The sequence below is a fragment of the Streptomyces sp. NPDC023838 genome, from assembly GCF_040639555.1.
Lineage (GTDB): Bacteria > Actinomycetota > Actinomycetes > Streptomycetales > Streptomycetaceae > Streptomyces.
The window spans coordinates 30,529-54,907 of the sequence record NZ_JBFAAD010000003.1; the positions used below are offsets into that span (position 1 = coordinate 30,529).

The following is a 24,379-nucleotide window of genomic DNA, read 5'->3' on the forward strand; positions in this document are numbered from 1 at the left end:
TTGTACGAGCACGTCGGACGGCTAGCTACGGCCACGAGCCACGCACCGTACGCAGCTTCCGAGACGCCCTGAATCAGGATGTCGACCAAGACAGCTGAGATGAACGCTCTCACTCGTGCCGTTGGCGAACGAGGGCGCCCAGCCTCGACTACTGGCTGCTGTGAGACGAACGGCTGGCCCATGCGGCATACAGACCGCCAAGAGCCGACGCGAGAACTGGCATGTCCTGGGCATCGACCGACCGACTCATGATGAGCACTACGCCGACCGCGAGAACGGCAACGAAGACTGCGGCGTCAACACCGAGTTGCATAAGGTAGGTAGACATCAGTGTTCCTCCGGGGCGCTGTTGGTTGGGTGCGAGGACGGTGGATGCTTGCCGGCGCTGCCGTCCTCGCTGCCGAACCACCGGGCGGTGCTCGGCGTGAATCATTCTGGGCGAGCCATTCGGGGACAGGCATGGGGGCTCATGACGTCTTGGTCCGACCTATCCGCGCGCGTGCGCGCACGCTGAGTGGGGGAGGACGGACCAAGACGTCATGACCTACGGGACGGGGGGGACCATGACGGAGACGACTCAGAACCAGAAGAGGGCTCACAAGCGAGCCGAAGACCTGAGGGTTCTTGTCCGGGAGCGAGGACTCCCGGAAGTCCTCACCGCGGCCGAGAAGCTGTGGTCCGACGGCCGCGCACCCAGGGAAGTTCGTGTCCGAAATCGCTACGCGCGCAACCTAAATATTCCAGATACAGACCTCTGGAGTCCGTACCCATTCCTTCCACCCAGGTTCGGACCAGAAGTCGACGAACGCAAACGCCCCGCCAATCGAATACTTCCTCCTATGGCTCAACTCATTCTATCGCAAGGGGTAGCACTCAAATTCCACTTGACTACACTTTTTGCGGCTCAATGCCAATCGGACCCCGGCCGGTCATGGAGCAACCAAATTCCCCTTAGCAGACGCGGTCCTGACCCTTTAACTTGGCTAGACCTCGTCGCCGTATCCGCCAAGTCCAGCGGCAGTGCCACACAAGCATCGGCCTACACACAGAACAAGCTTCGCCAGTTCCGTTCGGCTCTCAGCCTCCTATCCAAGAACCATCTGGTCGACATCGGAAGATCTGGAGCAGCAAACCGGTACGAGAGATTCGCACTCCTCTCGGAGGATGCCAGCAGCTCATCTACGGGTGCAGTCACGTACCGCGTCCCACATGACGACGAAGAAACAATAAATATACCCTTCCGGTTCTTCACAAATGGCTGGGTGCACGTGTTAACGAAGAGCGAGATCGCCGCCTATTTGATGTGCCTCCACCTGACCTCCCATCAGGAGTACAGATCCATCTCTTGGAAAGAAAGGGCCGGACTCTTCGGGCTGTCTCGCGATGTGTACGACACCACTCAGGCCCTTGATGCGTATCGACTCATTGACATCCTGCGGCCAAGAGACCGCAGGGAAGACGGCACCTGGCGTGGCTTCAGCAACGGAAATCAACCGTTCTCGAGCAAAATCCGCATTAACCCTCGCGGACTTATCAGCCCAGCCCACGAAGTCGTAGGGGGCGTAATAATGAAGGCCGCTACTCTAGGGAGAGTATCAAGGACCATCGGAGGAAATTAGGTACCAGCCCTACACAAGGTGACGCCCTTCGCTGGAATTCCTACCGGAGCGATAACAGCGGATTCGATCTCGGCAATGATTAGGGCGATGCAACAAACCCCCGAGGGACCCGGTGTGGTCTTCATGTTCTCCTGGTGCGAGGCCATGACGAATCCGTGGCTCGGTCGGCGAGGAGCAGAGCGAGCGGGCCTGCAGGGAGGAGGAAGCGTCCCTGTTCGGCAGCTTGGATGGCATCTGACATGGGCCACCACGACAGCTTGTAGTCCTCCTCTGTCGGGGTGAGCTGCTGAGGGCCCAGGGTCAGCCCGTGGGCCTCGTAGAGGTGGATGCGGGCTGTCGATCCCAGGGTGATCGCGTACGCCCCGAGGGGCCGCCAGTGTTCCGCGGTGATGCCGGCTTCCTCACGTAGCTCGCGCCGGGCGCACTCCTCGGGGCTCTCACCCTCCTCGCGGCGCCCGCCGGGCAGGAACAGGTACTCGCCGCCGTGGCATGGGAAGTCGGCAGCCAAGATGGCCACTTGGCCGTCGTCATCCCGCGCCACGATGACCGAGGCGTCGCGAGCCGGGCGGGTGCGTTCGTCGCTCATGCCCCGCGAGCGTAGTGGGGTTCAGCCGCGCACCATGGCCGCGTAGGGCACGTTCATCACGACGGGGTGGGCGATGCCCCGGCCGTGGAAGCCGTCCTCGCCGAAGGCGTCGCCGTGGTCGGCACACAGGATGATCAGCCATCGGCGGCGGGACGTGAGCGTGGTGATGAGGCGGCCCAGGTGCTGGTCGGCGTAGGCCAGGGCAGCGCGCTGGGAGGCCGTGCTGTCGTGGCTGTCTCCGAGATAGTGGCCGTGAGGAACGTGGGTGGCGGAGACGTTGATGAACAGGAAGAGGGCCTGTTTGTCGAAGAGGTCGGCGATCTCCAGGGCGCGGTCGACCTGGTGGCGGGTGGAGTTGGGTTCCGGAGAGCAGAAGGCGGGGCACCAGTGGTCCTCGTCGAACATGTCCGGCAGCACAGTGCCGAGCGGGGTCTCGCGCGAGAAGTACGTGACGCCGCCGACACAGGCGGTGCGGTAGCCGTGCTGGCCCAGCCCGGCGAGCAGGTTCGGGGCGTCGAAGACGAACGTCTCCGGCGGGACCGCCTTGAAGGAGGGCGGTCGGCACTCCCAGAGCCGGGCGGGCTGCTCGGGCTGCGGGAGCTTTGGCAAGAAACCGGAGAAGAAGGCCATGTGGGCGGGGAGAGTGAAGGTGCCGGGCGTCTGGCGCCGCTCCCAGCCCGCATCAGGCAGCAGTCCCGCGAGGCGTGGAGTCATGCCGTCGTCCAGCGCGCTGCGGGCGGTGTCGTAGCGCAGGGAATCCAGGGTGATGAACAGGATCGGATCCCGGTTGCCGATGATGTCGGCCGCGTCGATCATTACTTGGCTCCTTCCGCGGTGGGCGGATGGGGGTAGTGCTCGATCCGGCCCTTGGCCGTCTCGTTGACGGGGATCGGGACTCGGTCGTCGGCGATCATCCGCCGGATCGTCGCCAGGCCGGTGTCCTCGTCGAGGGGCTTGCCATCGGGCCCGTACAGAACGACGGAGACGGTCTCGGCGCTCTCCGAGCCGGTGGTGGAGATGCGAGCCCCGGGTACTTCGCCCAGCTCAGCCATCGTCCGGAGAAGGATGTCTTCGTCAGCGACGCGCAGGGTGAGCACGGTGCAGGCGTGGTGCTGGGCATTGATGGCGCCTCGGCACAGCCGTTGAACGAACACGACGCTGCTGGCGCGACCGTCGTGGGCGACGGCGATGCGGTGGGCTTTCAACGTGCTGACGAGACAGGCTCCGAGCCACCAGCCGACCGCCTCGTGGATCTCTCCGGGGTACCGGCCGTGGGCGCCGCCGTCCCGGATCACCACATCGGTGTTGATGGGCTTAAGCACGGTCGGCCTCCACGTACGCCAGGACCTCGTCGGCGAGCTGGTCCGGGGAGCGGCCGTCGGTGTCCAGGACCACAGCGGTGGGATCACTGGCGGCGACCGTCTCGAAGTTCGCGAGCAGTTCCTTGAGGCGGTGCGGCACCTCGAACAGATCGGCGTCGTCCTGCTTCAGGTCCTGCTTGCCGCGCATCCGCTCCCGTAGGACGTCCTCGGAACAGCGGAGGTAGAACGTGCGGTAAGGGCAGGCGAGGTACTCGTGGAACGGCGCCAGCAGGCGAGCCACCTCCTCAGTGGTCACACCATGTGCCGCTGCGTGGCAGGCGATGACGGACGACCTGTACCGGTCGGCGATGACCGGCCCGGCCGTGAGTGCCTGCCGAACCCGGTCCGCGGCATGGAGCAGGCCGGACAGGTAGAACGCGAACTGTGGCAGGGCCCGTAACCGCAGCCTCGCCTCCTCCGCCCACCCCTCGTGCGGCAGGCTCAGCGTGTGTAAAGCGGTCGCTTCCAGCCGCTTGGCCAAGACACGGGCGAGGGTGGATTTCCCGACTCCGGAGACGCCTTCAAGGACGCCGAAGAAGCCGCGGGGGAAGTCTTCGTACGAGGTCGGTGCGTACGCGGGCGGCAGGGTGGTCACAGGGTCCCCTCGGTGAAGGCGGTGACGTGGCGGGCGACAGCCTCGGCGAGCCGGTCCGTGTCGCTCAGCGCGTCTTTGATGTCCAGACGCAGGTCGCCACGGAGCAGGCACGGCTGGACGCCGGCGGCGTGGTCGGCGCGCAGGGCCCAGAAGCCTTCGACGCAGTTCGAGCGGACGGGGCAGGTGCCGCACTGGCCGACGTGATGGCGGCCGAGACCGCGTTCGATGACGTCGATCTCCACCCCGCCGATACGGAAGACCCGTCGGCCCTGGCCGACCCCGGCGACCTCGATGTGCTCGTCGGCGGTGAGGGTCCGAAGGTGCTGGACGATCTTCGCGGCCGGGACGGCGTTGTCGGCGTGCTTCTCGTTGAAGTCGGTGGGCACCAGCTCGATGAACTGCACCGGCAGGCCGCGCGCGAGGGCGTGGTCGAGGATGGGCCGGACCTCGTGCTGGTTCTGGCGCAGCAGCAGGCAGTTCAGCTCGACCCGTTCGAAAGTCTCGCGGGCGGCCTCGATCCCGTCGAGGATCGGTGCGATGCCTGTACGCACCCCGGCGATGTCGAGCAACGAGGCGTCGGAGAAGTAGTGGAGCGAGACCTTCACCTTGTCGAGGCGGGTCTCGGCAAGCCAATTCTGATTCCGGCGGATGCGAGTGCCGTTGGTGATCAGCGTGTACGAGCCGTCCGTGCCGATGTCAGGGAGGTGCGCCAGTACCTCGCGGGCCACCGGTGACACCAGCGGTTCACCGCCGCTGAAGTAGCCGCGCCGCACCCCCGCCTTGATCATCGCCTGGATGAAGGTCAGGAAGTCCTCGGCGGAGACGACGCGGCGGCGTGGCTGCTGGGTGCGGTCGCGCAGGGTCAGGGGCGGCGGTACGTCGTCCTCGTTGTGGCAGAAGAAACAGCCGAGGTTGCACCGGGGCGTAAGGGAGATCCGGAACTGGCCGCGCAGGGCGGCGAAGTTCCGTAAGGCGGTCCAGTCGACCGCCTCGGGGGCGGCCAGGGCTGTGGTGGTGCTCACGGCGTCCTCCGGAACGAGTGGGCGGAGTGATGGCACGTGCGAGGGGCGGTGGATGCGTTCGCGTTCGATGAGGTGCCGGCCGCAGCTCGCCCGTTCTCCGGGGAGTCGGCGGCCGCGACCGGCTGGGCGCTCCCGGTGGGCAGGGCGCCCTGTTTCTCCCGCGCCCTGTCCTGCTTCGGGGAGCGTTACGCGGGAGAGCCGGAGGTCAGCCGCTCTCAGCGGCGATGGCGACCGCGAGGACGGTGATCAGTACGGCAAGGACCAGGACGTAAGCCATGACCTCCCGGCGTGGGCTCACAGGTCGGACCGGAGCGGGCGCGGCCGGTTGCGGGCCTGGAGGAACTGCGTGAACGAGCGGACCGCGCGAGCCAGCGCCCGCAAGTACGTCCAGTTCGCGAACGGCCCGTCGCCGGGACCACGGTCGATCAGCTCCGCCCAGTCCTGCAGCGCACCGGAGACTCGTATGTCCCACTCGGCTTCGGGCAGTCTCCTGACCGACTTGGTCAACCGCTCGCCGTGCCCGAGCATGACGGCAAGTTGGCGGGCGTTCTCCTCAGGATCGGGGTGGTGCGCGAACCTGACGAGCGCCCGGTCGCAGTCCAGCGCGATCAATTCCAGTTCACCTGCCGAAGGCACGGCGGTCGGCGCGCTGTCCGCCGCTTTCTGATGCGTCACTGTCCCCACCGCACTCCTCCTCGAAGCGGCCCTCGGCGGGCCATCCGATCGGTCACAACGACCGTATGAGCGTGGGGAATGCGATAGGACTGACCCCGGGTACGTGTTGTGCGGAGCGCCACGCCGAGGCGGGAGGGCGTCATGGGCCACGGGCCGCAGCCACGCAGAATCGACACCAGCGGGATCGTCTCCGGCTACGTGCTGCGCCTTGCCCGCGAGAGCATCCCCCGCACTCAGACCGGCCTGGCCGAGGATCTGCAGGTCGACCTCGCGACGCTCCAGGGCTGGGAGTCCGGTCGTCGCCCCCTGGCCAACGTGAAAGCCGGCGCCCTGCTCGATCTGCGCCGTCGATTACCCGCGCTTGGCGCGGACACCGAACTGGTGCAGCTCCTGGACGCGGCGATGGACGCGGACCGCATCATCAGCGGCGCGCTCAGCCCACCGCTCCGGCTGGAGCAGCATCCGCTGGCGGAATGGGTCCACACCCGTGCGACAGCCCACATGTTCGCCTGGGCGGTCAACGGGACCCCACCCCCGATGCTGGCGAACCGACCGCCACCGCGTCGCCGTGGAGCCGTACCGACCGCGCCGATCATCCCAGCCCAACAGCGACTCGAACTCTTCACCCATCTCAGGGATGTCGCGGAGAGTGCGTCCAGCAGGAGTGGGGCCGGTGTGCTGCTGCGTCGGCAGGCGGCGTACCTCACCTCCTACGACGACAGTCCCGACACCTCCGCCTGGACGGCCCGCGTGCTCCACAAGGGCAGAGGCGCCCTGTCCGTCCACGGCTGGTCACCCTTGTGGCCCGAAGCACGTTCGACAGCAACTGCCCTTGCCCGCCAAGGAGATCCGCAACCGCTACGCGACTTCATCGAGCGCGCCCTGGTGGACGACGACGCGGGCGAGGCCGCGAACCTGAACTACTGGGCGTACTGGCTCGGCGCCGCCTCCCGCCCCCAGCCCAGCGACCTGTTCATGCGGGACCGCGAACTCACCGGCTGGGATCCCATAACGCTCCTGCGTCTCCTCGTCCGTGGACTCCACGAAGCCCCGACCTATGTGGAGTTGTACGCCCACTCGATCTGGGCGCTGGTACACGCGCACCCGTGGCTTCCGCAGGCGGCCCCTTCCGTGGCGGGCGTGCTCGGTGAGAATGTCGGACAGATCCTCGACAACAGCGCGATCTCTCCCCGGTCCCGGCGTGATCTCCGCGCCGTGCAGTACCAGCTAGGCAACCGCACATGAACGATGGAGGGCCACACATGGCAGACGACCAGAGCCGCGGCACCGCAGGGTTCCTGTTCGAGATGGGGATGCTCAAGAGGGCCAAGCGGTCCGGCTGGTGGATCGTCGGCGTCAAGGACCCCGAGACCATCGCCGAGCACAGCTTCCGCACGGCCGTCATCGGGAGCGTCCTGGCCATGATGGAGGGCGCGGACCCCGCGAAGGTTGCCCTGATGTGCGTCTTCCACGACACCCAGGAGACCCGCGTCAGCGACATCCCCCGCATCGGCCGCCGCTACCTGAAGGCCGCCACCAACGAAGCCGTCACGGCCGACCAGATCTCCGCCGCCCACCCAGCCGTCACCGCCGGCGTGCAGCGCATCGTGGAGGAGTACGAGAACGGCGACAGCCCCGAGGTGGTCGTCGCACACGACGCCGACAAGCTCGAATGCCTCATCCAGGCCGTGGAGTACCGGGAACAGGGCTACCAGAACGTACAGAACTGGATCGACACCAGCCTCGCCAGCCTCAAGACCGCCTCGGCCAAGGACCTGGCCGAGGCGGCACTGAACATGCCGTCACTGGAGTGGCAGCAGACCTATCTCCGATAGGGGCTGCGGCCCGAATGTGATCAACGCCGTCGCGCCGACGGCGGCGGCGTGGCCGCCGTCGATTGGGCGGGAGCAACCGGGCACTTCTTGACGCTGCGGGACTGCGCTGTTTGTGCCCGGGGGCTGGGGGCGTGGCGTTCCCCGAGGCGGCGGATGCGAATGGCGCCCCATTCCTGGACGTCCGCTCACGCATCGCTCACGCACGGGCCCCCAAACGACCCCCACAACGACGGAACGCCCCAGCCGATGATCACCGACTGAGACGCTCCGTAGCAGGTCAGAGAGGCTAACCCCTCCCCCGCTGTGCGTAGGCCATGTCGGACTCGAACCGACAACCAACGGATTAAAAGTCCGCTGCTCTGCCAATTGAGCTAATGGCCCCTGGCATACCGCACCCCCGCAGCATAGCCCGACAGGGCCCGGCAGCCGATCGGGTATCGGCTTCCGGGCCCGGCGGGGCCCATTCGGCGGTCATCGGGGCGCGGATGCGCAGGTCACTGGGGCCCGGTGGATGAGGGGCGGAGGAACCAGTGGCGGGCCGAGATCGTCCACCATGCCGTTGCGAAGCCGAGGACCGCCAGCACCGCCACCGGCGCGTAGTTGAAGTTCTTCCAGGTCACCGGGGACAGCTGCGGCAGCATGAAGAGGATGGTGATCAGGGCGACCCACGCCACCGCCGCCACGCCGATCGGGCGGGACCAGCGGCCCAGGTGCCAGGGGCCGCGTTCGAAGGACTCGCCCTTCAGCAGCCTCAGCAGCGTGGGGATCACGTACGCGATGTACAGGCCGATCACCGCGATCGACGTCACCGCCGCGTACGCCGTCACATTGATCAGGTAGGGGAGGCCGAGCGCCAGGGCGCCCGCCGTGGCCAGCCAGACCGCCGCCACCGGGGTGCGGGTGCGCGGGCTCACCGTGTGCCAGACGCGGGAGAACGGGAGCGCGCCGTCGCGCGAAAAGGCGTAGATCATACGGGAGTTGGCCGTCACCGACGCCATCCCGCAGAAGAGCTGCGCGCCGATCACCACCAGCAGGAGCAGCTTGCCTGTCGTCGCGCCGAGGGCATCCAGGAGGATCTGCGCGGGCGGCGCGCCGGTCGCCGAGCCGAGCTCGTCGTCGTACGACTGGATCGCGTAGGTGAAGCCGAGGAGCAGGACGAAGCCCGCTATCCATGACGTCCAGATCGAGCGCACGATCCCGCGTGGGCCCGCCGTCGCCGCGTCGTGCGTCTCCTCCGTCATGTGCGCGGAGGCGTCGTAGCCGGTGAAGGTGTACTGGGCCATCAGGAGGCCGATCAGGACCACGTAGAAGCCGCTGCTCCAGCCCGTGTTGTTCACGTAGTGGGTGAAGACGAACGTCGTCGAGCGGTGGTGGTCCGGTGTGAACGTCAGCGCTCCCACGATCACCGCCACCCCCAGCACGTGCCACCACACGCTCACCGTGTTGAGGATCGCCACGATCCGTACGCCGAAGGTGTTCAGGAGGCCGTGCAGGATCAGGATCGCCGCGAAGAGCGCGATCGTACGGCCCGGGGTCACCTCGAAGTCCCACTGGAGGTTGAGGTAGGCACCCAGGAACGACGCCGCGCCGAAGTCGATCCCGGCCGTCACCGCGACCTGGCCGAGCACGTTGAACCAGCCCGTGAACCAGGCCCAGGCCGCCGCGCTCCGCTCCGGCGCCAGGCGGTGTGCCCAGAAGTACAGGCCCGCCGACGTCGGGTACGCCGAGCAGATCTCGGCCATCGACAGGCCGACCAGCAGCGTCATCAGGCCGACCCCGACCCAGCCCCAGGTGATCAGGGCCGGGCCGCCGGTGTTCATGCCGAACGCGTACATCGTCAGGCAGCCGGAGAGGACCGAGATGATGGTGAACGAGACGGCGTAGTTGGCGAAGCCGGACATCCGGCGGGCCAGCACCTGGGTGTAGCCGAGCTGTGCCAGCCGCTCTTCGTCGGAGGCCGCGCCCGCCTTCGCGGGCACGACGTCCGCCGGACCGAGACCGTCCGGGGCCCCGTGGGCGCCCGGATTCGTACTCGCGTCACTTGTCATGCCCCCAGCGATTCCCTCGCTGGGGGCATGACATGCGCCAACAGGTGGCCAAAAAGAACGGGTCCGGGAACGGATCCAGGGACGGGTCCGGAAAACGGGTCTAGAAGAGGTACTTGTACATCTGCCAGCCGCCGCCGACCTTCACGCGGCCACCGAAGTTCCCCTTGCCGTCGCCCACGTACGACCACAGCACGCCGTCCGTGCCGCGCGCCAGCAGGTCCGGCTTGCCGTCACCGTTCAGGTCGCCCGCGCCGACCAGTGCGTTGTAGACCTGCCAGCCGCCGCCCACCTTCACGCGGGTGGCGAAGGTGCCGCTGCCCGTGCTCGGGTAGAGCCACAGGACGCCCGAGGCGTCGCGGGCCAGGAGGTCCGCGTTGCCGTCGCCGTTCACATCGCCGGCGCCCGACGTCAGCAGGTAGTTCTGGAAGCCGGTGCCGATCTTCACGCGGCCCTTGAAGTTGCCCGCGCCGTTCGCCTCGTAGAGGTAGACGTCACCCGTCGACGCCTCCCGCGCGAGCAGGTCCGCCCGGCCGTCGCCCGTCATGTCGCCCGGGGACGTCAGCACGTCGAAGATGTTCCAGCCCGAGCCGATCTTCGCGTACGGGGTGGAGGGGGTCAGAGCCTTCCCGCCCGGCTTGTACGCGCGGAGCTCGCCGCTCGTCAGGCGGACCAGGACGTCGTTCGTGCCGTCGCCGTCCACGTCGTCGAACGGGGCCGCCGCCGACACCTCGTTCGCGCCCGTCCAGCCGCTGCCCGACACCTTCGCGTCGACCTTGCCGTCGGCGCCCGCGCGGAAGTCCGCGACCCCGGCGGGAGTGACGGCGAGCAGGTCGCCCAGGCCGTCGGCGCCCACGTAGTCACGCGGGGCCGCGGCCTTGGTGCCCTTCACCTCGAACGGGGTGGTGAAGGTCTGGTCCGGGCCGCCGTCGGCGGGGACCACCGTCACGTCCCAGGTGTACTTCCCGGCCGGCAGGTCCTTGCCGGAGTAGTTCTTGCCGTCCCAGTCCACCCGCACCGGGCCGCGCGTCTCCATGCCGAAGGCCGAGCGGACGGTGTTGCGCGTCGCCAGGTCCACCAGGCTGATCTCCCAGGAGACCAGCGGCTTCGAGGCCCACCAACGGACCGTCCGCGCCGCCGACTTGGCGTCGACCGTCGCCGGGAAGTCCTCGTCCAGCGCGCGTACGGGGGCGCTGCGGACCCCGGACGGCGCCACGTGCGTGTCGCCGGCCGCGTCCACGTACGCCACCGCGCCGCCGAAGCGGTCGACCGTCCAGCCCTGGCCGGGCTTCGCCACGGCGGGCTTGCCCACCTTGTGCGTGCCGGTCCCGCCGCGCAGGTCCGTGACGCTCAGCTCGCCGTCCTTCTGCCAGGCGACATAGCCGTCGCCGAGCAGGGCGCCCTCGTGCGCGGGCAGCTCGGTGTTCTTCTCGGTCGCCGTGTCGTACACACCGGACTTGTCCCGGCCGCACTCCCAGTAGACGTCGCCGCCCTGCGCCTGGAGGGAGGTCATCAGGCAGGGGGCGGAGATCCGCTTGCCGGTGGCCCTGCCCGTACGGACGTCGACCGCCTGCGCCGTGCTCGGGTCGTTGCCGATCCACAGGGTGCTGCCCGACAGGGCGAAGTCGCTGACGCCGATGCCCGTGTGGACGACCGCGCCGGTGTCGAGGTCGGTGACCTGGACCCGCTCGTCGCCGCGCCGGGTGGCGAGGTAGCGGCCCGACACCCGCAGGACGTCCGCCTTCACGCCCAGCGTGCGCGCGGGCAGCTGGGCGCCCTCGTCGAGGACCTTCACGGTGCCGTCGGCGAGCCGGTACACCAGGCGCCCGTCACCGGTGGCCTGGACGTCCGGGGTGCCGGCCGACGGGGACGCCGGGAAGTCCTTGGCGTCGTTGCCCCGGTCGGTGCGCGGACCGGCCGTCAGCGGGCCCGTCACCGACAGGTCGATGCCGCGCAGTCGCGGATACACGCCGTCCGCGCCCGGGATCCGGTCCACCGTGTTCAGACGGCCCTGCGCCAGGGTGAGCGCCAGGGGAACGGAGGGGAGGGAGGGCGACTCGCGGACCTTGGTCACGTCCAGCGAGGAGCCCACCGCGTACACACCCTGGTGGCCGTCGACCACCGCGCCGATCAGCATCGTCCCGTCGGCCTTGAAGCGGGCCATCGCGGTCGCCTTCTCCAGGACGACGCGCTCGGGGCCGCCCTTGAGCGGCACCGCGACCACGCGGTAGTCGAGCTTGGAGTACCGCTCCTGGCCGCCGGTGGCGACGCGGCGCGCCACCAGGACGTTGTCCCCGACCGCGCCGAGCAGCTGGGAGCTGTCGTACCCGGGAATCGTCAGCTGGTCCGTGGACGCCCAGAAGTCCGAGGTCTTCCAGACCGTGGCCTTGCCGTCCTTGGTCCACTGGACCGCGCGGTCGCCGCCGACCTCGATCTTGCCGTTGTCGAACTGCTCCGCCTGGAGGTGCGTGGAGCGGGCGATCCCGTCGCGGCCGAGCCAGCAGATCATCGTCATGCCGGAGAGGTCTTGTTGGACGAACATGCCGTCCTTGTTGCCCTGGTAGAGCGAGTGGGCCTGGCCGCCCGCGCTGACCGGGGTCTCCTTGACCCTGCCGTCCTCCCAGGACAGCAGGCTCATGCCGAGCGGGCCCTCGGTGACCACGACATCGCCGAAGGTGCCGGCGAACCGCTGGCCCTTGGGCAGCGGCAGGGTGCGGTCGGAGCCGTCCTTCATGTTCCGCTGGACGACCGCGACGTCGTCCCTGCCGGTGAGGACGAGGGTGTCCGTGCCGGTGCCCCAGGCGGTGGTCATGCCCTGCGGCATGACGACCGGCGCGGTGGAACCGTCCGCGTACGAGGTCCAGTTGAACCCGGCCTGGGTCCAGCCGGACAGATAGCCGGTCTCGCCCGCGCCGTTGATCACGGTCGCGTTGTCGTCGGGCGTGTGCTCGGCGGGGATGGTGAGCTCCGCCGGTGCGTCCGCCGCGAAGGCCGGGGCCGTGCTCAGCGGGGCGACGGCGGCCGCGATGCCGAGCGCCGTGACGGCGGCGATCGCGTTCCGGACGAGTGTGTGACGTCTCAAGTTGATGCTCCCGAAGCCTTTCAGGCATGGGAGGGCGCACGGCGCGCGGTGTGCCGCGCTGCAACGATGCGCAGGAAAGCCCCCCGGCTCTCCGAATCCCCCATACGAATGGTGTGACAGTAACAGGAGTTGGACGACCCTTGAGGTGCATATGCGCGGGCAAACGGAAGGGCCCGTACCGCACCCGGTGGGTGCCGTACGGGCCCTTCACTCGCCTACTGAGCGTCAGCCGTTGCGCTTCCAGCGCGGCTTGTCGTCACGGCGCCCGAAGGAGCCGGTGTTCGTGCCGGTGCCGCCGCGGTGGTCGTCACGACGGGCGTGGGGACGGTCGCCGGTGCCGCCGGAGCGGAAGCCGCCCGCGGGGCGGTCGTTGCGGTCACGGTTGAACGGGCGGTCGCCGCCACCGGAGCGGAAGCCACCGGAAGGACGCTCGTTGCGGTCGCGGTTGAAGCCGCCGCCACGGTTGTCGTCACGGCGCTCGAAGCCACGGTCGTTGCGGTCGCGGTTGAAGCCACCCGACGGACGGTCGCTGCGGTCACGGTTGAAGCCACCGCCACGGTTGTCGTCACGACGGTCGTCGCGACGGAAGCCGCCACCACGGTTGTCATCGCGACGCTCGAAGCCACGGTCGTTACGGTCGCGGTTGAAGCCACCCGACGGACGGTCGCCGCGGTCACGGTTGAAGCCACCGCCACGGTTGTCATCACGACGGTCGTCGCGACGGAAGCCGCCACCACGGTTGTCATCGCGACGCTCGAAGCCACGGTCGTTGCGGTCGCGGTTGAAGCCACCCGACGGACGGTCGCCGCGGTCACGGTTGAAGCCACCGCCACGGTTGTCATCACGACGGTCGTCGCGACGGAAGTTGCCCCGGTCGTCACGGCGCTCGTACGCCGGGCGCTCCTGCGCGACCGGCTCGGCGGCCACGACGGCGGCGGCGACCTCGGCCTCGGCGGCCTCGGCCACCTCGGCGACAGCCACCTCCGGGTCCTCGCCGCGCTCACGGGCGGAGCGGGCGACCAGGCGGTCGGCCTCCTCGCGGAGCTCGGCGGCGCGGCGCGTCAGACGCTCCAGCTGCTTGGTGAGCTCGGCGACCTCACGCTCGGCCTGCTTGGCGGCGTTGTTCGCGGAGTCGGCCTGGACCTCGGTCAGCGAACGGGCGCCGGTGATCTCGGCGACCTCGGGGTCGAAGGCGCCGGCGCTCTGGATGATGTGGCGCGAGGCGTCGACGCCCGCGTCCTCCATCAGCCGGAAGATCTGGCGGCGCTGGTGCGGCAGGGACAGCGACACGACGACGCCGGACTTGCCGGCTCGGGCGGTACGGCCCGAACGGTGCAGGTAGTCCTTGTGGTCGCCGGCCGGGTCCACGTTGAGGACCAGGTCGATGCCGTCGACGTGGATGCCGCGCGCGGCGACGTCGGTGGCGACGAGCGCGTTGACGTAGCCCTTCTTGAAGTCCTCCAGGACTCGGGTACGCGCGCCCTGGGTCATGCCGCCGTGCAGCGCGTCGGCCTTCACGCCCGAGTCGCACAGCTGCTCGGCGATGCGGTCGGCGCCCAGCTGGGTGCGGACGAAGATGATCGTGCGGCCCTTGCGGGCGGCGATCGCGGCCGTGACCGGCGCCTTGTCCTTCGGCTTCACGACGAGGACGTGGTGGGTCATGGTCGAGACGTTGCCCTGCGCGCTGTCGACCTCGTGCGTGACGGGGTTGGACAGGTAGCGCTTGACCAGCGTGCTGATCTCGTTCTCCATGGTGGCGGAGAAGAGCATGCGCTGGCCGCCGCCGGGGATCTGGTCGAGCAGCTCGGTGACCTCGGGCAGGAAGCCCAGGTCGGACATCTGGTCGGCCTCGTCGAGGACGGCGACCTGGACGTTGGCGAGCGAGCAGGCGCCGCGGTTGATGAGGTCGCGCAGTCGGCCCGGGGTGGCGACGAGGACGTCGACGCCGCGCTCCAGGGCGTAGATCTGGTTGCTCATCGAGGTGCCGCCGCAGACGACCTTCATCTTCAGGCCGAGCACGTCACCGTACGGCTGGAGGGCGTCCGCGACCTGCATCGCGAGCTCACGCGTCGGCGTGAGGATGATCGCGCGGGGCTTCTTCTTCTCGGTGTGGCCGCCGGCGAGCTGCGCCAGGGTCGGCAGACCGAACGAGAGGGTCTTGCCGGAGCCGGTGCGGCCACGGCCGAGGATGTCCTTGCCGGCCAGGGCGTCCGGGATGGTCGCGGCCTGGATCGGGAAGGGGGTGGTCACACCGTTCTGGGCGAGCTTGCGCACGACGCCCTCGGGCAGACCGAGGTCCGCGAAGGTGACGGTCGGCTCGGCGGCCTCAGCGGCCTCGTCGCCCTCGACCGCGTCGGCGGCCACGTCGCTGAGCTCGGCGCTCGCGGCGTTCTCGGTGTTCTCGGTCTTCGGGGTGTTCACGGTCTCGACAGCCTCGGCGACGACGACAATCTCGTCGTTCTCGGGCATGACGGTGTGATCAGTGCTGGAAATGGACATGCGAAATGCGAAACCTTCCGGAGTCTCGGCACGCGCCCGTCAACTCCGTGATTCGCAATTCGACCGCCTCTATGCGGTCAGCCACGGCTAGGGAGAGTACGCGCCACACGGCGCTCTTCTGTGTCGGCGCCGGGCAATGGGATCAAACGATCTACCACCATACGCACTCCCCCCACAGGAGCGCAAACCACTCCCCTGCGATCCACGTCACACCGGGCTCACGACACCCCTCCTAAACCGGTGCCACCTGCGGAGATGCCGCCGGCTCGGTCCTGTTCGCGGGCCCCTCGCCGAGGTCGCGGAGGGCCGTGGTGCGGGTGTCGGCGGCCGGAGAGGCGGACGGCGAGTCGCTCGGCTTCGGGGTCACCGGAGGGTCCGGCGGCGGCTGGCTCGTCGGGGGCGCGGGCGGGGTCGACGAGGCGGGCGGCTGGGGGGGCTGCTGCGGGGGCGCGGAGGGGCCGCCCGCGGTGCCGCCGCCGGGGGGCGCCGGGTTCTGCGGCCTGGGGCGGCCGCCGGGCGAGACGGGGCCCGCGCCGGGCGCCGCCGACCCGCTGTGGCTCGGGGCCGCCGAGGCCCCGGGGGACGCCTTCTCGCCGTGCTTGCCGGGCCGCCCCTTGCCGGCCCCGCCGGAGACCGCGGCGACCCCGTCCGGCTCGGCCACCGCCCCCTTCTGCCCGACGGAGACCGACGGCTTGGGAGCCTTGCCGTCGTCGCTCACACTCATGCAGCCCGCCGACGCGGCGACGACCAGCGCGGTCACGGCCAAACGACGGACGGGGGCGGACAACTGGCGCACGGGCGGCCTCCGGAGCGCGGGCAGGGCAGGGTCGCCGTGCCCAACTCCCTTTTCCCCGCCGGGGACACGCCCGAGGACCCTCCGGTACGAACGGGATTCCGACGGGTGGTCCGGTGACGGCGAATCCGGTCCCGCCCGATCAGGCAGGGGCGGACCCGGTCGCGTTACGACGCCGGAGCGCCGCCGGTGGCGCCGGAGTGCCGCCCGTCGCGCCGGAGCGCCGCCGGTTCACACCTCTCGCGCCGATGCGCCCCCGCCGTCACGCGAGAGTGCCGCCCGTCAGCCCCGCTCCGAGGAACACCGCGCCGAGCCCGACGAGCACCGAGGCGGCCACGTTCGCCGCCGCGAGGAACCTCCAGCCGCGCTCGGCCAGTCGGAGCGTCTCGTACGAGAACGTCGAGTACGTGGTGAGCGCGCCGCACAGGCCGGTGCCGAGCAGCGCGTACGTGTCCGTGGTGGCGGCGGCGCCGGTGAGCGCGCCGAGCAGCAGGCTCCCGGCCGCGTTGACCACGAACGTGCCCCAGGGGAACACCGAGTCGTGCCGGGCCTGCACCGCGCGGTCCGTCAGATACCGCAGCGGCGCGCCGACGGCCGCGCCCACGATCACGAGCAGCCACGTCACGGCGTCCGCACCCCGCGCTCCGTCCCGGCCCGCGCGGCCCGCACGGCCAGCACCCCTCGGGTCGCCGACGCCGTCGCCCACACCGCGCCGAGCGCCCCGAGGAGCGTCGCGGCCGCGTAGGCCATGGCGAGCCCGGCCTGCTGGCGGGCGAGCAGCCGCGAGACCTCCACGGCGTACGTCGAGAAGGTGGTGAAGCCGCCGAGCACGCCGACCCCGAGGAACGGCCGCACCAGGTGGTGCGCCTGCCGGCCGCCATCGCTGATCAGCGGCATCAGGACGCCGATCAGGGCGCAGCCCAGGACGTTGATCAGCAGGGTCGCCCAGGGGAAGCCGCCGGTGGGCGTGGGCCAGGCGAGCGCGAGCCCGTACCGGGCACTCGCCCCGGCCGCCCCGCCCGCCGAGATCGCCGCCAGCACCCCCCACTTCTCCGCGCCCGCGGTCTCGGCGCGCTGGGCGGGAACGTGGAGGTCGACGTCCGGGTCGATCGCCTCCGGGCGATCGGGCGCGCTCACCCGTAACCCAGGGCGTGCAGCCGCTCGTCGTCGATGCCGAAGTGGTGGGCGATCTCGTGGACGACGGTCACCTCGGTCTCGGCGACCACGTCGTCCCGCGACTCGCACATCCGCAGGGTCGGGCCCCGGTAGATGGTGATCCGGTCGGGGAGCACGCCCGCGTACCACTCGCCGCGGTCGGTGAGCGGAGTCCCTTCGTAGAGCCCGAGCAGCTCGGGGGCGTCGGCGGCGGGCTCGTCCTCGACGAACACGGCGACGTTGTCCATCAGCCGCGTCAGCTCCGGCGGGATGCGGTCCAGCGCCTCGGCGACCAGTTCCTCGAACTCCTCGCGCGTCATCTCCAGCACGCGGCCATTGTCACGCATGGGGCGCGGGCCCGCCCCGGCCCGCCCCGCGAGTGAGCCCCCCGTCGGTCACCGGCCGGGCCCCCCGACCTGCCCCCGGGAAACCGTTTTGGCGATAGCTCCTCCCATCCCATATGCTTCTCACGTCCCCGACGCGCTGCGAAGCGCCCAGGTGGGCCCTTAGCCCTCATCGTCTAGTGGCCCAGGACGCCGCCCTTTCAAGGCGGTAGCACGGGTTCGAATCCCGTTGGGGGCACGCTTTACCGTGTGCGAGACTAGTGCTCGCACATTGCTTGGTCCTGTGGAGCAGTTTGGAGTGCTCGCCACCCTGTCAAGGTGGAGGCCGCGGGTTCAAATCCCGTCAGGACCGCTGAGGTTCCGCGAGGAACTTCGTGGCTGGGTAGCTCAGTTGGTACGAGCGATCGCCTGAAAAGCGATAGGTCGCCGGTTCGACCCCGGCCCCAGCCACAGCCGAAGGGCCCCGTCCACTGGACGGGGCCCTTCCTCGTTCCTCACTCCGCCTCGCGCTCCCGGCCGCGCCATCCGCGTACGCCCAGGACCAGCCCGGCCACCGCCACCACGGCCACCAGCAGCGCCCAGTCCGGGACGGCGTCGCCGACCGAGCGGGCCCACTGCTCGGCCGCGTACGAGTCGTCGACGTCGAGCAGCCCCGGCAGGGCCGTGGCGCCGTCGTACGCCAGGAACAGGCCGCCCAGGGCGATGAAGAACAGGCCCGAGAGCAGCGAGGTGGTGTGCAGCTCGAAGCGGCCCAGCCGCACCGCCCGGCCGCGCAGCCAGCGGCGGCGGCCGAGCCCGAAGCGCTCCCACAGCAGCGCGAGCAGGAACAGCGGGGCCGCCATGCCCAGCGCGTACACCGCGAGGAGCAGGCCGCCGTAGACCGGGCTGCCGCTGACCGCCGCCACTGTCAGGACGCTGCCCAGGATGGGCCCGGCGCAGAAGCCCGCCAGGCCGTAGACCGCACCCAGCGCGTAGACGGAGGCTGCCGTGGTGGGGCGGATGCGGCCGGACAGCTCGGTCATACGGCGGCTGGCGAAGCCCATGCCGAGGATCTGGGCGGCGCCGAGCGCGATGATCAGCCAGCCGCCGAAGAGGACCAGCTGGTCGCGGTGGCCGTAGAAGAGCCGGCCCGCGTACGAGCCCGCCGCGCCCAGCGGGACCAGCGTGGTGGCCAGGCCCGCGTAGAAGATGCCGGTGCGGGCCAGCAGGCGGGTGGTGGAGTCGATCGAGTACGCGAAGAAGGCCGGGAGCAGCAGGGCGCTGCACGGGCTGAGCAGCGCGAGCAGACCGCCCAGGAACGCGGCCAGATAGCCGATGTCCGGAGTCACTTTCCGGTCCCCTCGGGGCCGGCGTGCTGCGCGGCCTTGTACGTCGCCGCCTCGTCGATGGCCTGCGCGAACGTGTCCAGCGGCTGGGCGCCGGCCAGCGGGCGCCCGTTGATCACGAACGACGGCGTCGAGCTGGCCCCGAGCCCGTACGCCTCCTCCTGGTCCTTCTTCACGGCCGCCTTCGCCGCGTCGCCGTCCGCGTCCCGGACGAAACGGTCGAGGTCGGCCACGCCCGCCTGCCCGGCCAGCTCGCGCAGCCGGTCCTTGCCGAAGCCCTTCTCCTTGGAGCCGTGGGCGTAGGCCGCCGTGTGGAACTGCCAGAACCGGCCCTGCTGCCCGGCCGCCCAGGCCGCGCGCGCCGCCGCCTCCGACTCGGCGCCGAAGATCGGCATGTTGCGCCATTCGATGCGCAGGGTGCCCGCGTCGACGTACTTCTTCACCAGCGCGGGTTCGGTGTCGCGGGCGAACTTGCCGCAGTACGAGCACTTGAAGTCGGCGTACTCGATCATCACGACGGGCGCGTCCGCGCGGCCCCGGGCCAGCGGGTCCCTGCCGTCCCGCCGGGCCAGCTTCTCCAGCTCGGGGAAGGTGCCCGCGGGCGGCTCGACGGCGTCGGAGGAGGCGACGGAGCCGCTCTCCTTGCCGGAGCCGGACGAGGTCGCCTGGTAGGAGGCGACCCCGAGGACGGCCACGGCCGCGACGACGGCCGCCCCGATCAGGAACGGCTTCTTGGACTTGGGCGCAGGGGTGCCCTGGGACTTGGACATACGGGTCTCCGTGTACGTACCGCGGCAGAGATGCGGCGGGAAAAGGGAAAGGGACGGCCGGTCGTAGATGACCGGCCGTCTAGACCCTCAGTACGGAGAGTTCGACGGGTGTGGGCGCCGCGCGGGTCGGGCCGCGCACCGGTGGGGTGCGGTGCTCGGCGGCCTGCGCGGTGAGCGCGGCCGGGACGGTCCGCTCCCCCAGGGCCGGGGCCTGGTCGTACGCGATACGGGCCCGCGCCGGCGCGGCGGGGTCGGCGCCCTTGTCCTGCCCGCCGCCCTGCTTGCAGCCGGGCGAGCCGTCGACGGGGGCCGAGACCTGGGCACGCGGCGCCCGGTCCGGGGCGGCCGCCGCCGGTGACGGCCCGCAGAGCAGCACCGTCACCGCCCCGAGCACCATCAGCAGCACGGCCGCGAGGCGGCGGCGCTGGGCGTGGGTGCGGGGCACGCCCGAAATGGTACGGGCGCGACGGGCCCCTTCCGAAATGCGTTCGCCACTGCCGCGCGGCGGGTGAGATCCTGAATCAGGTATGTCTACTTCCTTTGCCGATCTCCAGACCCTGCTGGCCGAGATCTCGCTGCGTGACGCCCATCGGCTCGGCCGCCGTCTGGAAGGCGCCCGCCGTATCAAGAAGCCCGAGGCCCGGCAGGCCGTGCTCGACGAGATCGCCGCCGAGGCCGCGAAGTCCGCCGAGCGCGTCGCCCGGCGGGCCTCCCGCATGCCCGAGATCACGTACCCGGAACAGCTCCCGGTCAGCCAGAAGAAGGACACGATCCTGGAGGCGATACGGGACCACCAGGTCGTGATCGTCGCGGGTGAGACCGGCTCCGGCAAGACCACCCAGATCCCCAAGATCTGTATGGAGCTGGGCCGGGGCGTGCGCGGCATGATCGGGCACACCCAGCCCCGCCGGATCGCGGCCCGTACGGTCGCGGACCGGATCGCGGACGAGCTGAAGACCCCGCTCGGCGAGGCCGTCGGCTGGAAGGTCCGGTTCACCGACCAGGTCGACCAGGACGCGACCTTCGTCAAGCTGATGACGGACGGCATCCTGCTCGCGGAGATCCAGACGGACCGCGAGCTGCGCGCGTACGACACGATCATCATCGACGAGGCCCACGAGCGGTCCCTCAACATCGACTTCCTGCTGGGCTATCTGGCCCAGCTGCTGCCCAGGCGCCCCGACCTCAAGGTCGTGATCACCTCGGCGACCATCGACCCCGAGCGCTTCTCGCGCCACTTCGGGGACGCCCCGATCGTCGAGGTCAGCGGGCGTACGTATCCGGTCGAGGTGCGCTATCGCCCGCTCCTGGAGGAGGCCGACGAAGACGCAGCGGACGCCGACCGGGACCAGATCACCGCGATCTGCGACGCCGTCGACGAGCTCCAGTCCGAGGGCCCCGGCGACATCCTGGTCTTCCTCTCCGGTGAGCGCGAGATCCGCGACACGGCGGACGCGCTCAACAAGAAGAACCTCCGGTTCACCGAGGTGCTGCCGCTGTACGCCCGCCTCTCGCATGCCGAGCAGCACCGGGTGTTCCAGCAGCACACCGGCCGCAGGATCGTTCTCGCGACCAACGTCGCCGAGACCTCCCTGACCGTCCCGGGCATCAAGTACGTCATCGACCCGGGCACCGCCCGCATCTCCCGCTACAGCCACCGCACCAAGGTGCAGCGCCTCCCCATCGAGGCGGTCTCGCAGGCCAGCGCCAACCAGCGCAAGGGCCGCTGCGGCCGTACCAGCGACGGCGTCTGCATCCGGCTCTACTCCGAGGACGACTTCCTCTCCCGGCCGGAGTTCACGGACCCGGAGATCCTCCGTACCAACCTGGCCTCCGTCATCCTCCAGATGACCGCCGCCGGGCTCGGCGACATCGAGAAGTTCCCCTTCATCGACCCGCCGGACCACCGCAACATCCGCGACGGCGTCCAGCTCCTCCAGGAGCTGCACGCGCTGGACCCGGCGGAGAAGGACCCCCGCAAGCGGCTCACCCCGATGGGCCGCAAGCTCGCGCAGCTGCCGGTCGACCCGCGCCTGGCCCGGATGGTGCTGGAGGCCGACAAGAACGGCTGTGTCCGCGAGGTCATGGTCATCGCGGCCGCGCTCTCCATCCAGGACCCGCGCGAGCGGCCGTCCGACAAGCAGGCGCAGGCCGACCAGCAGCACGCCCGCTTCAAGGACGAGACCAGCGACTTCCTCGCCTACCTCAACCTGTGGCGGTACGTGCGCGAGCAGCAGAAGGAGCGCGGCTCCTCCAGCTTCCGCCGGATGTGCAAGCAGGAGTACCTGAACTTCCTGCGCATCCGGGAGTGGCAGGACATCTACTCCCAGCTGCGGACGGTCGCCAAGACCATGGGCATCCACATCGAGGAGCCCTCGGCGGGTACGACCGCGCCCGAGCAGTCGATCCACACCTCCCTGCTCGCCGGTCTGCTCTCCCACATCGGGCTGAAGGACACCGACAAGAACGAGTACCTGGGCGCCCGCAGCGCCAAGTTCGCGATCTTCCCGGGCTCCGCGCTCTTCAAGAAACAGCCCAAGGTCGTGATGTCGGCCGAGCTCGTGGAGACCTCCCGCCTCTGGGCGCGGGTCAACGCGAAGGTCGAGCCCGAGTGGATCGAGCCGCTCGCCCAGCACCTGGTCAAGCGCACCTACAGCGAGCCGCACTGGGAGAAGGACCAGGCCGCGGTGATGGCGTACGAGAGGGTCACGCTGTACGGCGTACCGATCGTCGCCAACCGCAAGGTGAACTACGGCCGCATCGACGCGGAGGCCTCGCGCGAGCTGTTCATCCGCAACGCGCTGGTCGAGGGCGACTGGCGCACCCACCACAAGTTCTTCGCCGACAACCGCAAGCTGCTGACCGAGGTCGAGGAGCTGGAGCACCGGGCGCGGCGCCGCGACATCCTGGTCGACGACGAGACGCTCTTCGACTTCTACGACCAGCGGGTGCCCGAACACGTCGTCTCCGGCGCCCACTTCGACTCCTGGTGGAAGCACAAGCGCCACGAGGAGCCCGAGTTCCTGGACTTCGAGCGGGAGATGCTCATCCGGGAGTCGGCGCTCGCCGTCACCAAGGACGACTACCCGGACAACTGGCGCCAGGGCCGGCTGAAGTTCAAGGTCACCTACCAGTTCGAGCCGGGCGCGGACGCGGACGGCGTCACCGTCCACATCCCGCTCCAGGTCCTCAACCAGGTCACCGACGAGGGCTTCGACTGGCAGATCCCGGGCCTGCGCGAGGAAGTGGTCACGGAGCTCATCCGCTCCCTCCCCAAGCCGATCCGCCGCCACTACGTGCCCGCGCCGAACTTCGCGTCGAAGTTCCTGGAGCGCGCGGTGCCGTTGCAGGAGCCGCTGCCGGTGACGCTGGCGCGCGAGCTCCAGCGGATGGTCGGGGTCCCGGTCACGGCGGACGACTTCGACCTGACGCGCGTACCGGACCACTTGAAGATCACGTACCGGATCGTCGACGAGCGGCGCCGCAAGCTGGCCGAGGACAAGGACCTGGAGGCGCTCAAGCTCCAGCTGCGCCCCAAGGCCCGCCAGGCGCTCTCCAAGGCCGCCGCGGCGGCCGCGCCCTCCGGCGGCGTCTCCATCGAGCGCACGGGCCTCACCGACTGGACGATCGGCACCCTGACGAAGGTCTTCGAGACCAAGCGCGCGGGCCAGCCGGTGAAGGCGTATCCGGCGCTGGTCGACTCCGGCGACACCGTCTCCGTACGGCTCTTCGACACCGAGGCCGAGCAGCAGCAGGCGATGTGGCGCGGCACCCGGAAGCTGATCCTCCTGAACATCCCGGTGAACCCGGCGAAGTTCGCCTCGGACAAGCTGACCAACCAGCAGAAGCTCGCCCTGTCCCGCAATCCGCACGGCTCGGTCCAGGCGCTCTTCGACGACTGCGCCATGGCCGCCGCCGACAAGCTGATCGCGGACCACGGGGGCCCGGCCTGGGACGAGGAGTCGTTCCGCAAGCTGTACGACAAGGTGCGCGCCGACCTCGTCGACGCGACCGTACGGACGGTCGGCCAGGTCCAGCAGATCCTGGCCGCCTGGCAGGCCTGTGAGCGCCGTCTGAAGGCCACGAACAGCCTGGTCCTGATCAACAACCTGCAGGACGTACGGGAGCAGCTGGCGGCCCTGATGCCGGCCGGGTTCGTCACCGCGACGGGGCTGCGCCGACTGCCGGACCTGATGCGCTATCTGGTGGCGGTGGACCGGCGCCTGCAGCAGATGCCGACGTCCGTGCAGCGCGACACCACGCGCATGGAGAAGGTCCACGAGATGCAGGACGAGTACGCGTGGCTGCTTGAGCAGATGCCGCAGGGGCGGCCGGTGCCGCGCGAGGTCCTGGACATCCGCTGGATGATCGAGGAGCTGCGGGTCAGCTACTTCGCGCACGCGCTGGGCACGGCGTTCCCGGTCTCCGACAAGCGGATCGTGAAGGCGATCGACGCGGCGGCGCCGTGATGGCGGCCGTCACGTCCGTATCGCTGTGAGTGAGTTCGACCGGACCCTCTGACCTGCTGTACAGTCTGTCTCGCAGCCGAGCAAGAACGGCCGCGAAACCTGGTCCTGTGGAGCAGTTTGGAGTGCTCGCCACCCTGTCAAGGTGGAGGCCGCGGGTTCAAATCCCGTCAGGACCGCAGTGAAGCCGAAGCCCGCATCCTTCCC

The 24,379-nt window shown here is 69.8% G+C and carries 19 protein-coding genes and 5 tRNA genes; 7 read left to right on the plus strand and 17 right to left on the minus strand.

Annotation, left to right across the window (positions count from 1 at the left end; genetic code table 11):
- Positions 1 to 1,740: 1,740 nt before the first annotated feature.
- From AB0G17_RS04405 to AB0G17_RS04430, 6 genes are all read right to left on the minus strand, one after another.
- Positions 1,741 to 2,205, minus strand: a complete 465-nt coding sequence (locus AB0G17_RS04405; RefSeq protein WP_361375401.1) for an NUDIX hydrolase — start codon at positions 2,203 to 2,205, stop codon at positions 1,741 to 1,743.
- A gap of 21 nt (positions 2,206 to 2,226) precedes the next feature.
- Complete coding sequence (locus AB0G17_RS04410; RefSeq protein ID WP_361375403.1) at positions 2,227 to 3,021, minus strand: STM4013/SEN3800 family hydrolase; 795 nt, start codon at positions 3,019 to 3,021, stop codon at positions 2,227 to 2,229.
- The gene (locus tag AB0G17_RS04415; protein ID WP_361375405.1) at positions 3,021 to 3,527 is read right to left on the minus strand and encodes a hypothetical protein; all 507 of its coding nucleotides are present in this window, start codon (positions 3,525 to 3,527) and stop codon (positions 3,021 to 3,023) included. Before AB0G17_RS04415 ends, AB0G17_RS04410 begins: the two co-directional genes overlap by 1 nt.
- Positions 3,520 to 4,161, minus strand: a complete 642-nt coding sequence (locus tag AB0G17_RS04420; protein ID WP_361375407.1) for an AAA family ATPase — start codon at positions 4,159 to 4,161, stop codon at positions 3,520 to 3,522. The genes AB0G17_RS04415 and AB0G17_RS04420 overlap by 8 nt, the downstream gene beginning before the upstream one ends.
- Complete coding sequence (locus AB0G17_RS04425; protein ID WP_361375409.1) at positions 4,158 to 5,183, minus strand: radical SAM protein; 1,026 nt, start codon at positions 5,181 to 5,183, stop codon at positions 4,158 to 4,160. The genes AB0G17_RS04420 and AB0G17_RS04425 overlap by 4 nt, the downstream gene beginning before the upstream one ends.
- Positions 5,184 to 5,477: 294 nt before the next feature.
- Positions 5,478 to 5,858, minus strand: coding sequence for a DUF6415 family natural product biosynthesis protein (locus AB0G17_RS04430; RefSeq protein WP_361375411.1), 381 nt, complete (start codon positions 5,856 to 5,858; stop codon positions 5,478 to 5,480).
- Between the two features lie 141 nt (positions 5,859 to 5,999).
- On the opposite strand from AB0G17_RS04430, the gene AB0G17_RS04435 reads away from it, so the two are divergent.
- Positions 6,000 to 7,103, plus strand: coding sequence for an XRE family transcriptional regulator (locus AB0G17_RS04435; protein ID WP_361375413.1), 1,104 nt, complete (start codon positions 6,000 to 6,002; stop codon positions 7,101 to 7,103).
- A gap of 17 nt (positions 7,104 to 7,120) precedes the next feature.
- Positions 7,121 to 7,693: an HD domain-containing protein gene (locus tag AB0G17_RS04440; RefSeq protein WP_361375415.1), complete on the plus strand. Its 573-nt coding sequence runs from the start codon at positions 7,121 to 7,123 to the stop codon at positions 7,691 to 7,693.
- Positions 7,694 to 8,001: 308 nt separating this feature from the next.
- On the opposite strand, the gene AB0G17_RS04445 is transcribed toward AB0G17_RS04440, so the two are convergent.
- The 8 genes from AB0G17_RS04445 to AB0G17_RS04480 form a co-directional block, all read right to left on the minus strand.
- Positions 8,002 to 8,074, minus strand: a tRNA-Lys gene (locus tag AB0G17_RS04445).
- A 113-nt stretch (positions 8,075 to 8,187) separates the two neighbouring features.
- A complete protein-coding gene (locus AB0G17_RS04450; RefSeq protein WP_361375417.1) occupies positions 8,188 to 9,741 on the minus strand; it encodes an amino acid permease in 1,554 nt (517 codons plus the stop codon).
- A gap of 100 nt (positions 9,742 to 9,841) precedes the next feature.
- A complete protein-coding gene (locus AB0G17_RS04455; RefSeq protein WP_361375419.1) occupies positions 9,842 to 12,820 on the minus strand; it encodes an FG-GAP-like repeat-containing protein in 2,979 nt (992 codons plus the stop codon).
- Positions 12,821 to 13,045: 225 nt separating this feature from the next.
- Positions 13,046 to 15,319, minus strand: a complete 2,274-nt coding sequence (locus tag AB0G17_RS04460) for a DEAD/DEAH box helicase (RefSeq protein ID WP_361375421.1) — start codon at positions 15,317 to 15,319, stop codon at positions 13,046 to 13,048.
- Positions 15,320 to 15,551: 232 nt separating this feature from the next.
- Complete coding sequence (locus AB0G17_RS04465; RefSeq protein WP_361375423.1) at positions 15,552 to 16,115, minus strand: hypothetical protein; 564 nt, start codon at positions 16,113 to 16,115, stop codon at positions 15,552 to 15,554.
- A gap of 259 nt (positions 16,116 to 16,374) precedes the next feature.
- Positions 16,375 to 16,737, minus strand: coding sequence for a CrcB family protein (locus AB0G17_RS04470; protein ID WP_190093740.1), 363 nt, complete (start codon positions 16,735 to 16,737; stop codon positions 16,375 to 16,377).
- Positions 16,734 to 17,249 (minus strand): CrcB family protein, encoded by a 516-nt coding sequence (locus AB0G17_RS04475; RefSeq protein ID WP_361375425.1) that lies wholly within the window; start codon positions 17,247 to 17,249, stop codon positions 16,734 to 16,736. Before AB0G17_RS04475 ends, AB0G17_RS04470 begins: the two co-directional genes overlap by 4 nt.
- Complete coding sequence (locus AB0G17_RS04480; RefSeq protein WP_361375427.1) at positions 17,246 to 17,596, minus strand: metallopeptidase family protein; 351 nt, start codon at positions 17,594 to 17,596, stop codon at positions 17,246 to 17,248. Before AB0G17_RS04480 ends, AB0G17_RS04475 begins: the two co-directional genes overlap by 4 nt.
- Positions 17,597 to 17,776: 180 nt before the next feature.
- Between AB0G17_RS04480 and AB0G17_RS04485 the strand changes: the two genes are divergently transcribed.
- From AB0G17_RS04485 to AB0G17_RS04495, 3 genes are all read left to right on the plus strand, one after another.
- Positions 17,777 to 17,849 (plus strand) — tRNA-Glu (locus AB0G17_RS04485).
- A 39-nt stretch (positions 17,850 to 17,888) separates the two neighbouring features.
- Positions 17,889 to 17,963 (plus strand) — tRNA-Asp (locus AB0G17_RS04490).
- 24 nt (positions 17,964 to 17,987) lie between these two features.
- A tRNA-Phe gene (locus AB0G17_RS04495) sits at positions 17,988 to 18,061 on the plus strand.
- A 44-nt stretch (positions 18,062 to 18,105) separates the two neighbouring features.
- Here the strand turns inward: AB0G17_RS04495 and AB0G17_RS04500 are convergent.
- From AB0G17_RS04500 to AB0G17_RS04510, 3 genes are all read right to left on the minus strand, one after another.
- Positions 18,106 to 18,939 carry a cytochrome c biogenesis CcdA family protein gene (locus tag AB0G17_RS04500; protein ID WP_361375429.1) on the minus strand — a complete coding sequence of 278 codons (834 nt, stop codon included), beginning with the start codon at positions 18,937 to 18,939 and terminating at the stop codon, positions 18,106 to 18,108.
- Positions 18,936 to 19,706: a DsbA family protein gene (locus tag AB0G17_RS04505; protein ID WP_361375431.1), complete on the minus strand. Its 771-nt coding sequence runs from the start codon at positions 19,704 to 19,706 to the stop codon at positions 18,936 to 18,938. The genes AB0G17_RS04500 and AB0G17_RS04505 overlap by 4 nt, the downstream gene beginning before the upstream one ends.
- Positions 19,707 to 19,785: 79 nt before the next feature.
- Positions 19,786 to 20,151, minus strand: a complete 366-nt coding sequence (locus AB0G17_RS04510) for a hypothetical protein (protein WP_361375433.1) — start codon at positions 20,149 to 20,151, stop codon at positions 19,786 to 19,788.
- 82 nt (positions 20,152 to 20,233) lie between these two features.
- On the opposite strand from AB0G17_RS04510, the gene hrpA reads away from it, so the two are divergent.
- Together hrpA and AB0G17_RS04520 are read left to right on the plus strand one after the other, a co-directional pair.
- Positions 20,234 to 24,175 (plus strand): ATP-dependent RNA helicase HrpA, encoded by a 3,942-nt coding sequence (gene hrpA, locus AB0G17_RS04515; protein ID WP_361375435.1) that lies wholly within the window; start codon positions 20,234 to 20,236, stop codon positions 24,173 to 24,175.
- A gap of 101 nt (positions 24,176 to 24,276) precedes the next feature.
- A tRNA-Asp gene (locus tag AB0G17_RS04520) sits at positions 24,277 to 24,351 on the plus strand.
- The last annotated feature ends 28 nt before the right edge of the window (positions 24,352 to 24,379 follow it).

Excerpts from the sequence above, each read along its gene's own strand:
- AB0G17_RS04410 (WP_361375403.1), bottom strand. The coding sequence starts at position 3,021 with ATGATCGACGCGGCCGACATCATCGGCAACCGGGATCCGATCCTGTTC.
- AB0G17_RS04450 (WP_361375417.1), bottom strand. The coding sequence starts at position 9,741 with ATGACAAGTGACGCGAGTACGAATCCGGGCGCCCACGGGGCCCCGGAC.
- AB0G17_RS04440 (WP_361375415.1), top strand. The coding sequence starts at position 7,121 with ATGGCAGACGACCAGAGCCGCGGCACCGCAGGGTTCCTGTTCGAGATG.
- AB0G17_RS04460 (WP_361375421.1), bottom strand. The coding sequence starts at position 15,319 with ATGTCCATTTCCAGCACTGATCACACCGTCATGCCCGAGAACGACGAG.
- AB0G17_RS04435 (WP_361375413.1), top strand. The coding sequence starts at position 6,000 with ATGGGCCACGGGCCGCAGCCACGCAGAATCGACACCAGCGGGATCGTC.
- hrpA (WP_361375435.1), top strand. The coding sequence starts at position 20,234 with ATGTCTACTTCCTTTGCCGATCTCCAGACCCTGCTGGCCGAGATCTCG.
- AB0G17_RS04505 (WP_361375431.1), bottom strand. The coding sequence starts at position 19,706 with ATGTCCAAGTCCCAGGGCACCCCTGCGCCCAAGTCCAAGAAGCCGTTC.
- AB0G17_RS04405 (WP_361375401.1), bottom strand. The coding sequence starts at position 2,205 with ATGAGCGACGAACGCACCCGCCCGGCTCGCGACGCCTCGGTCATCGTG.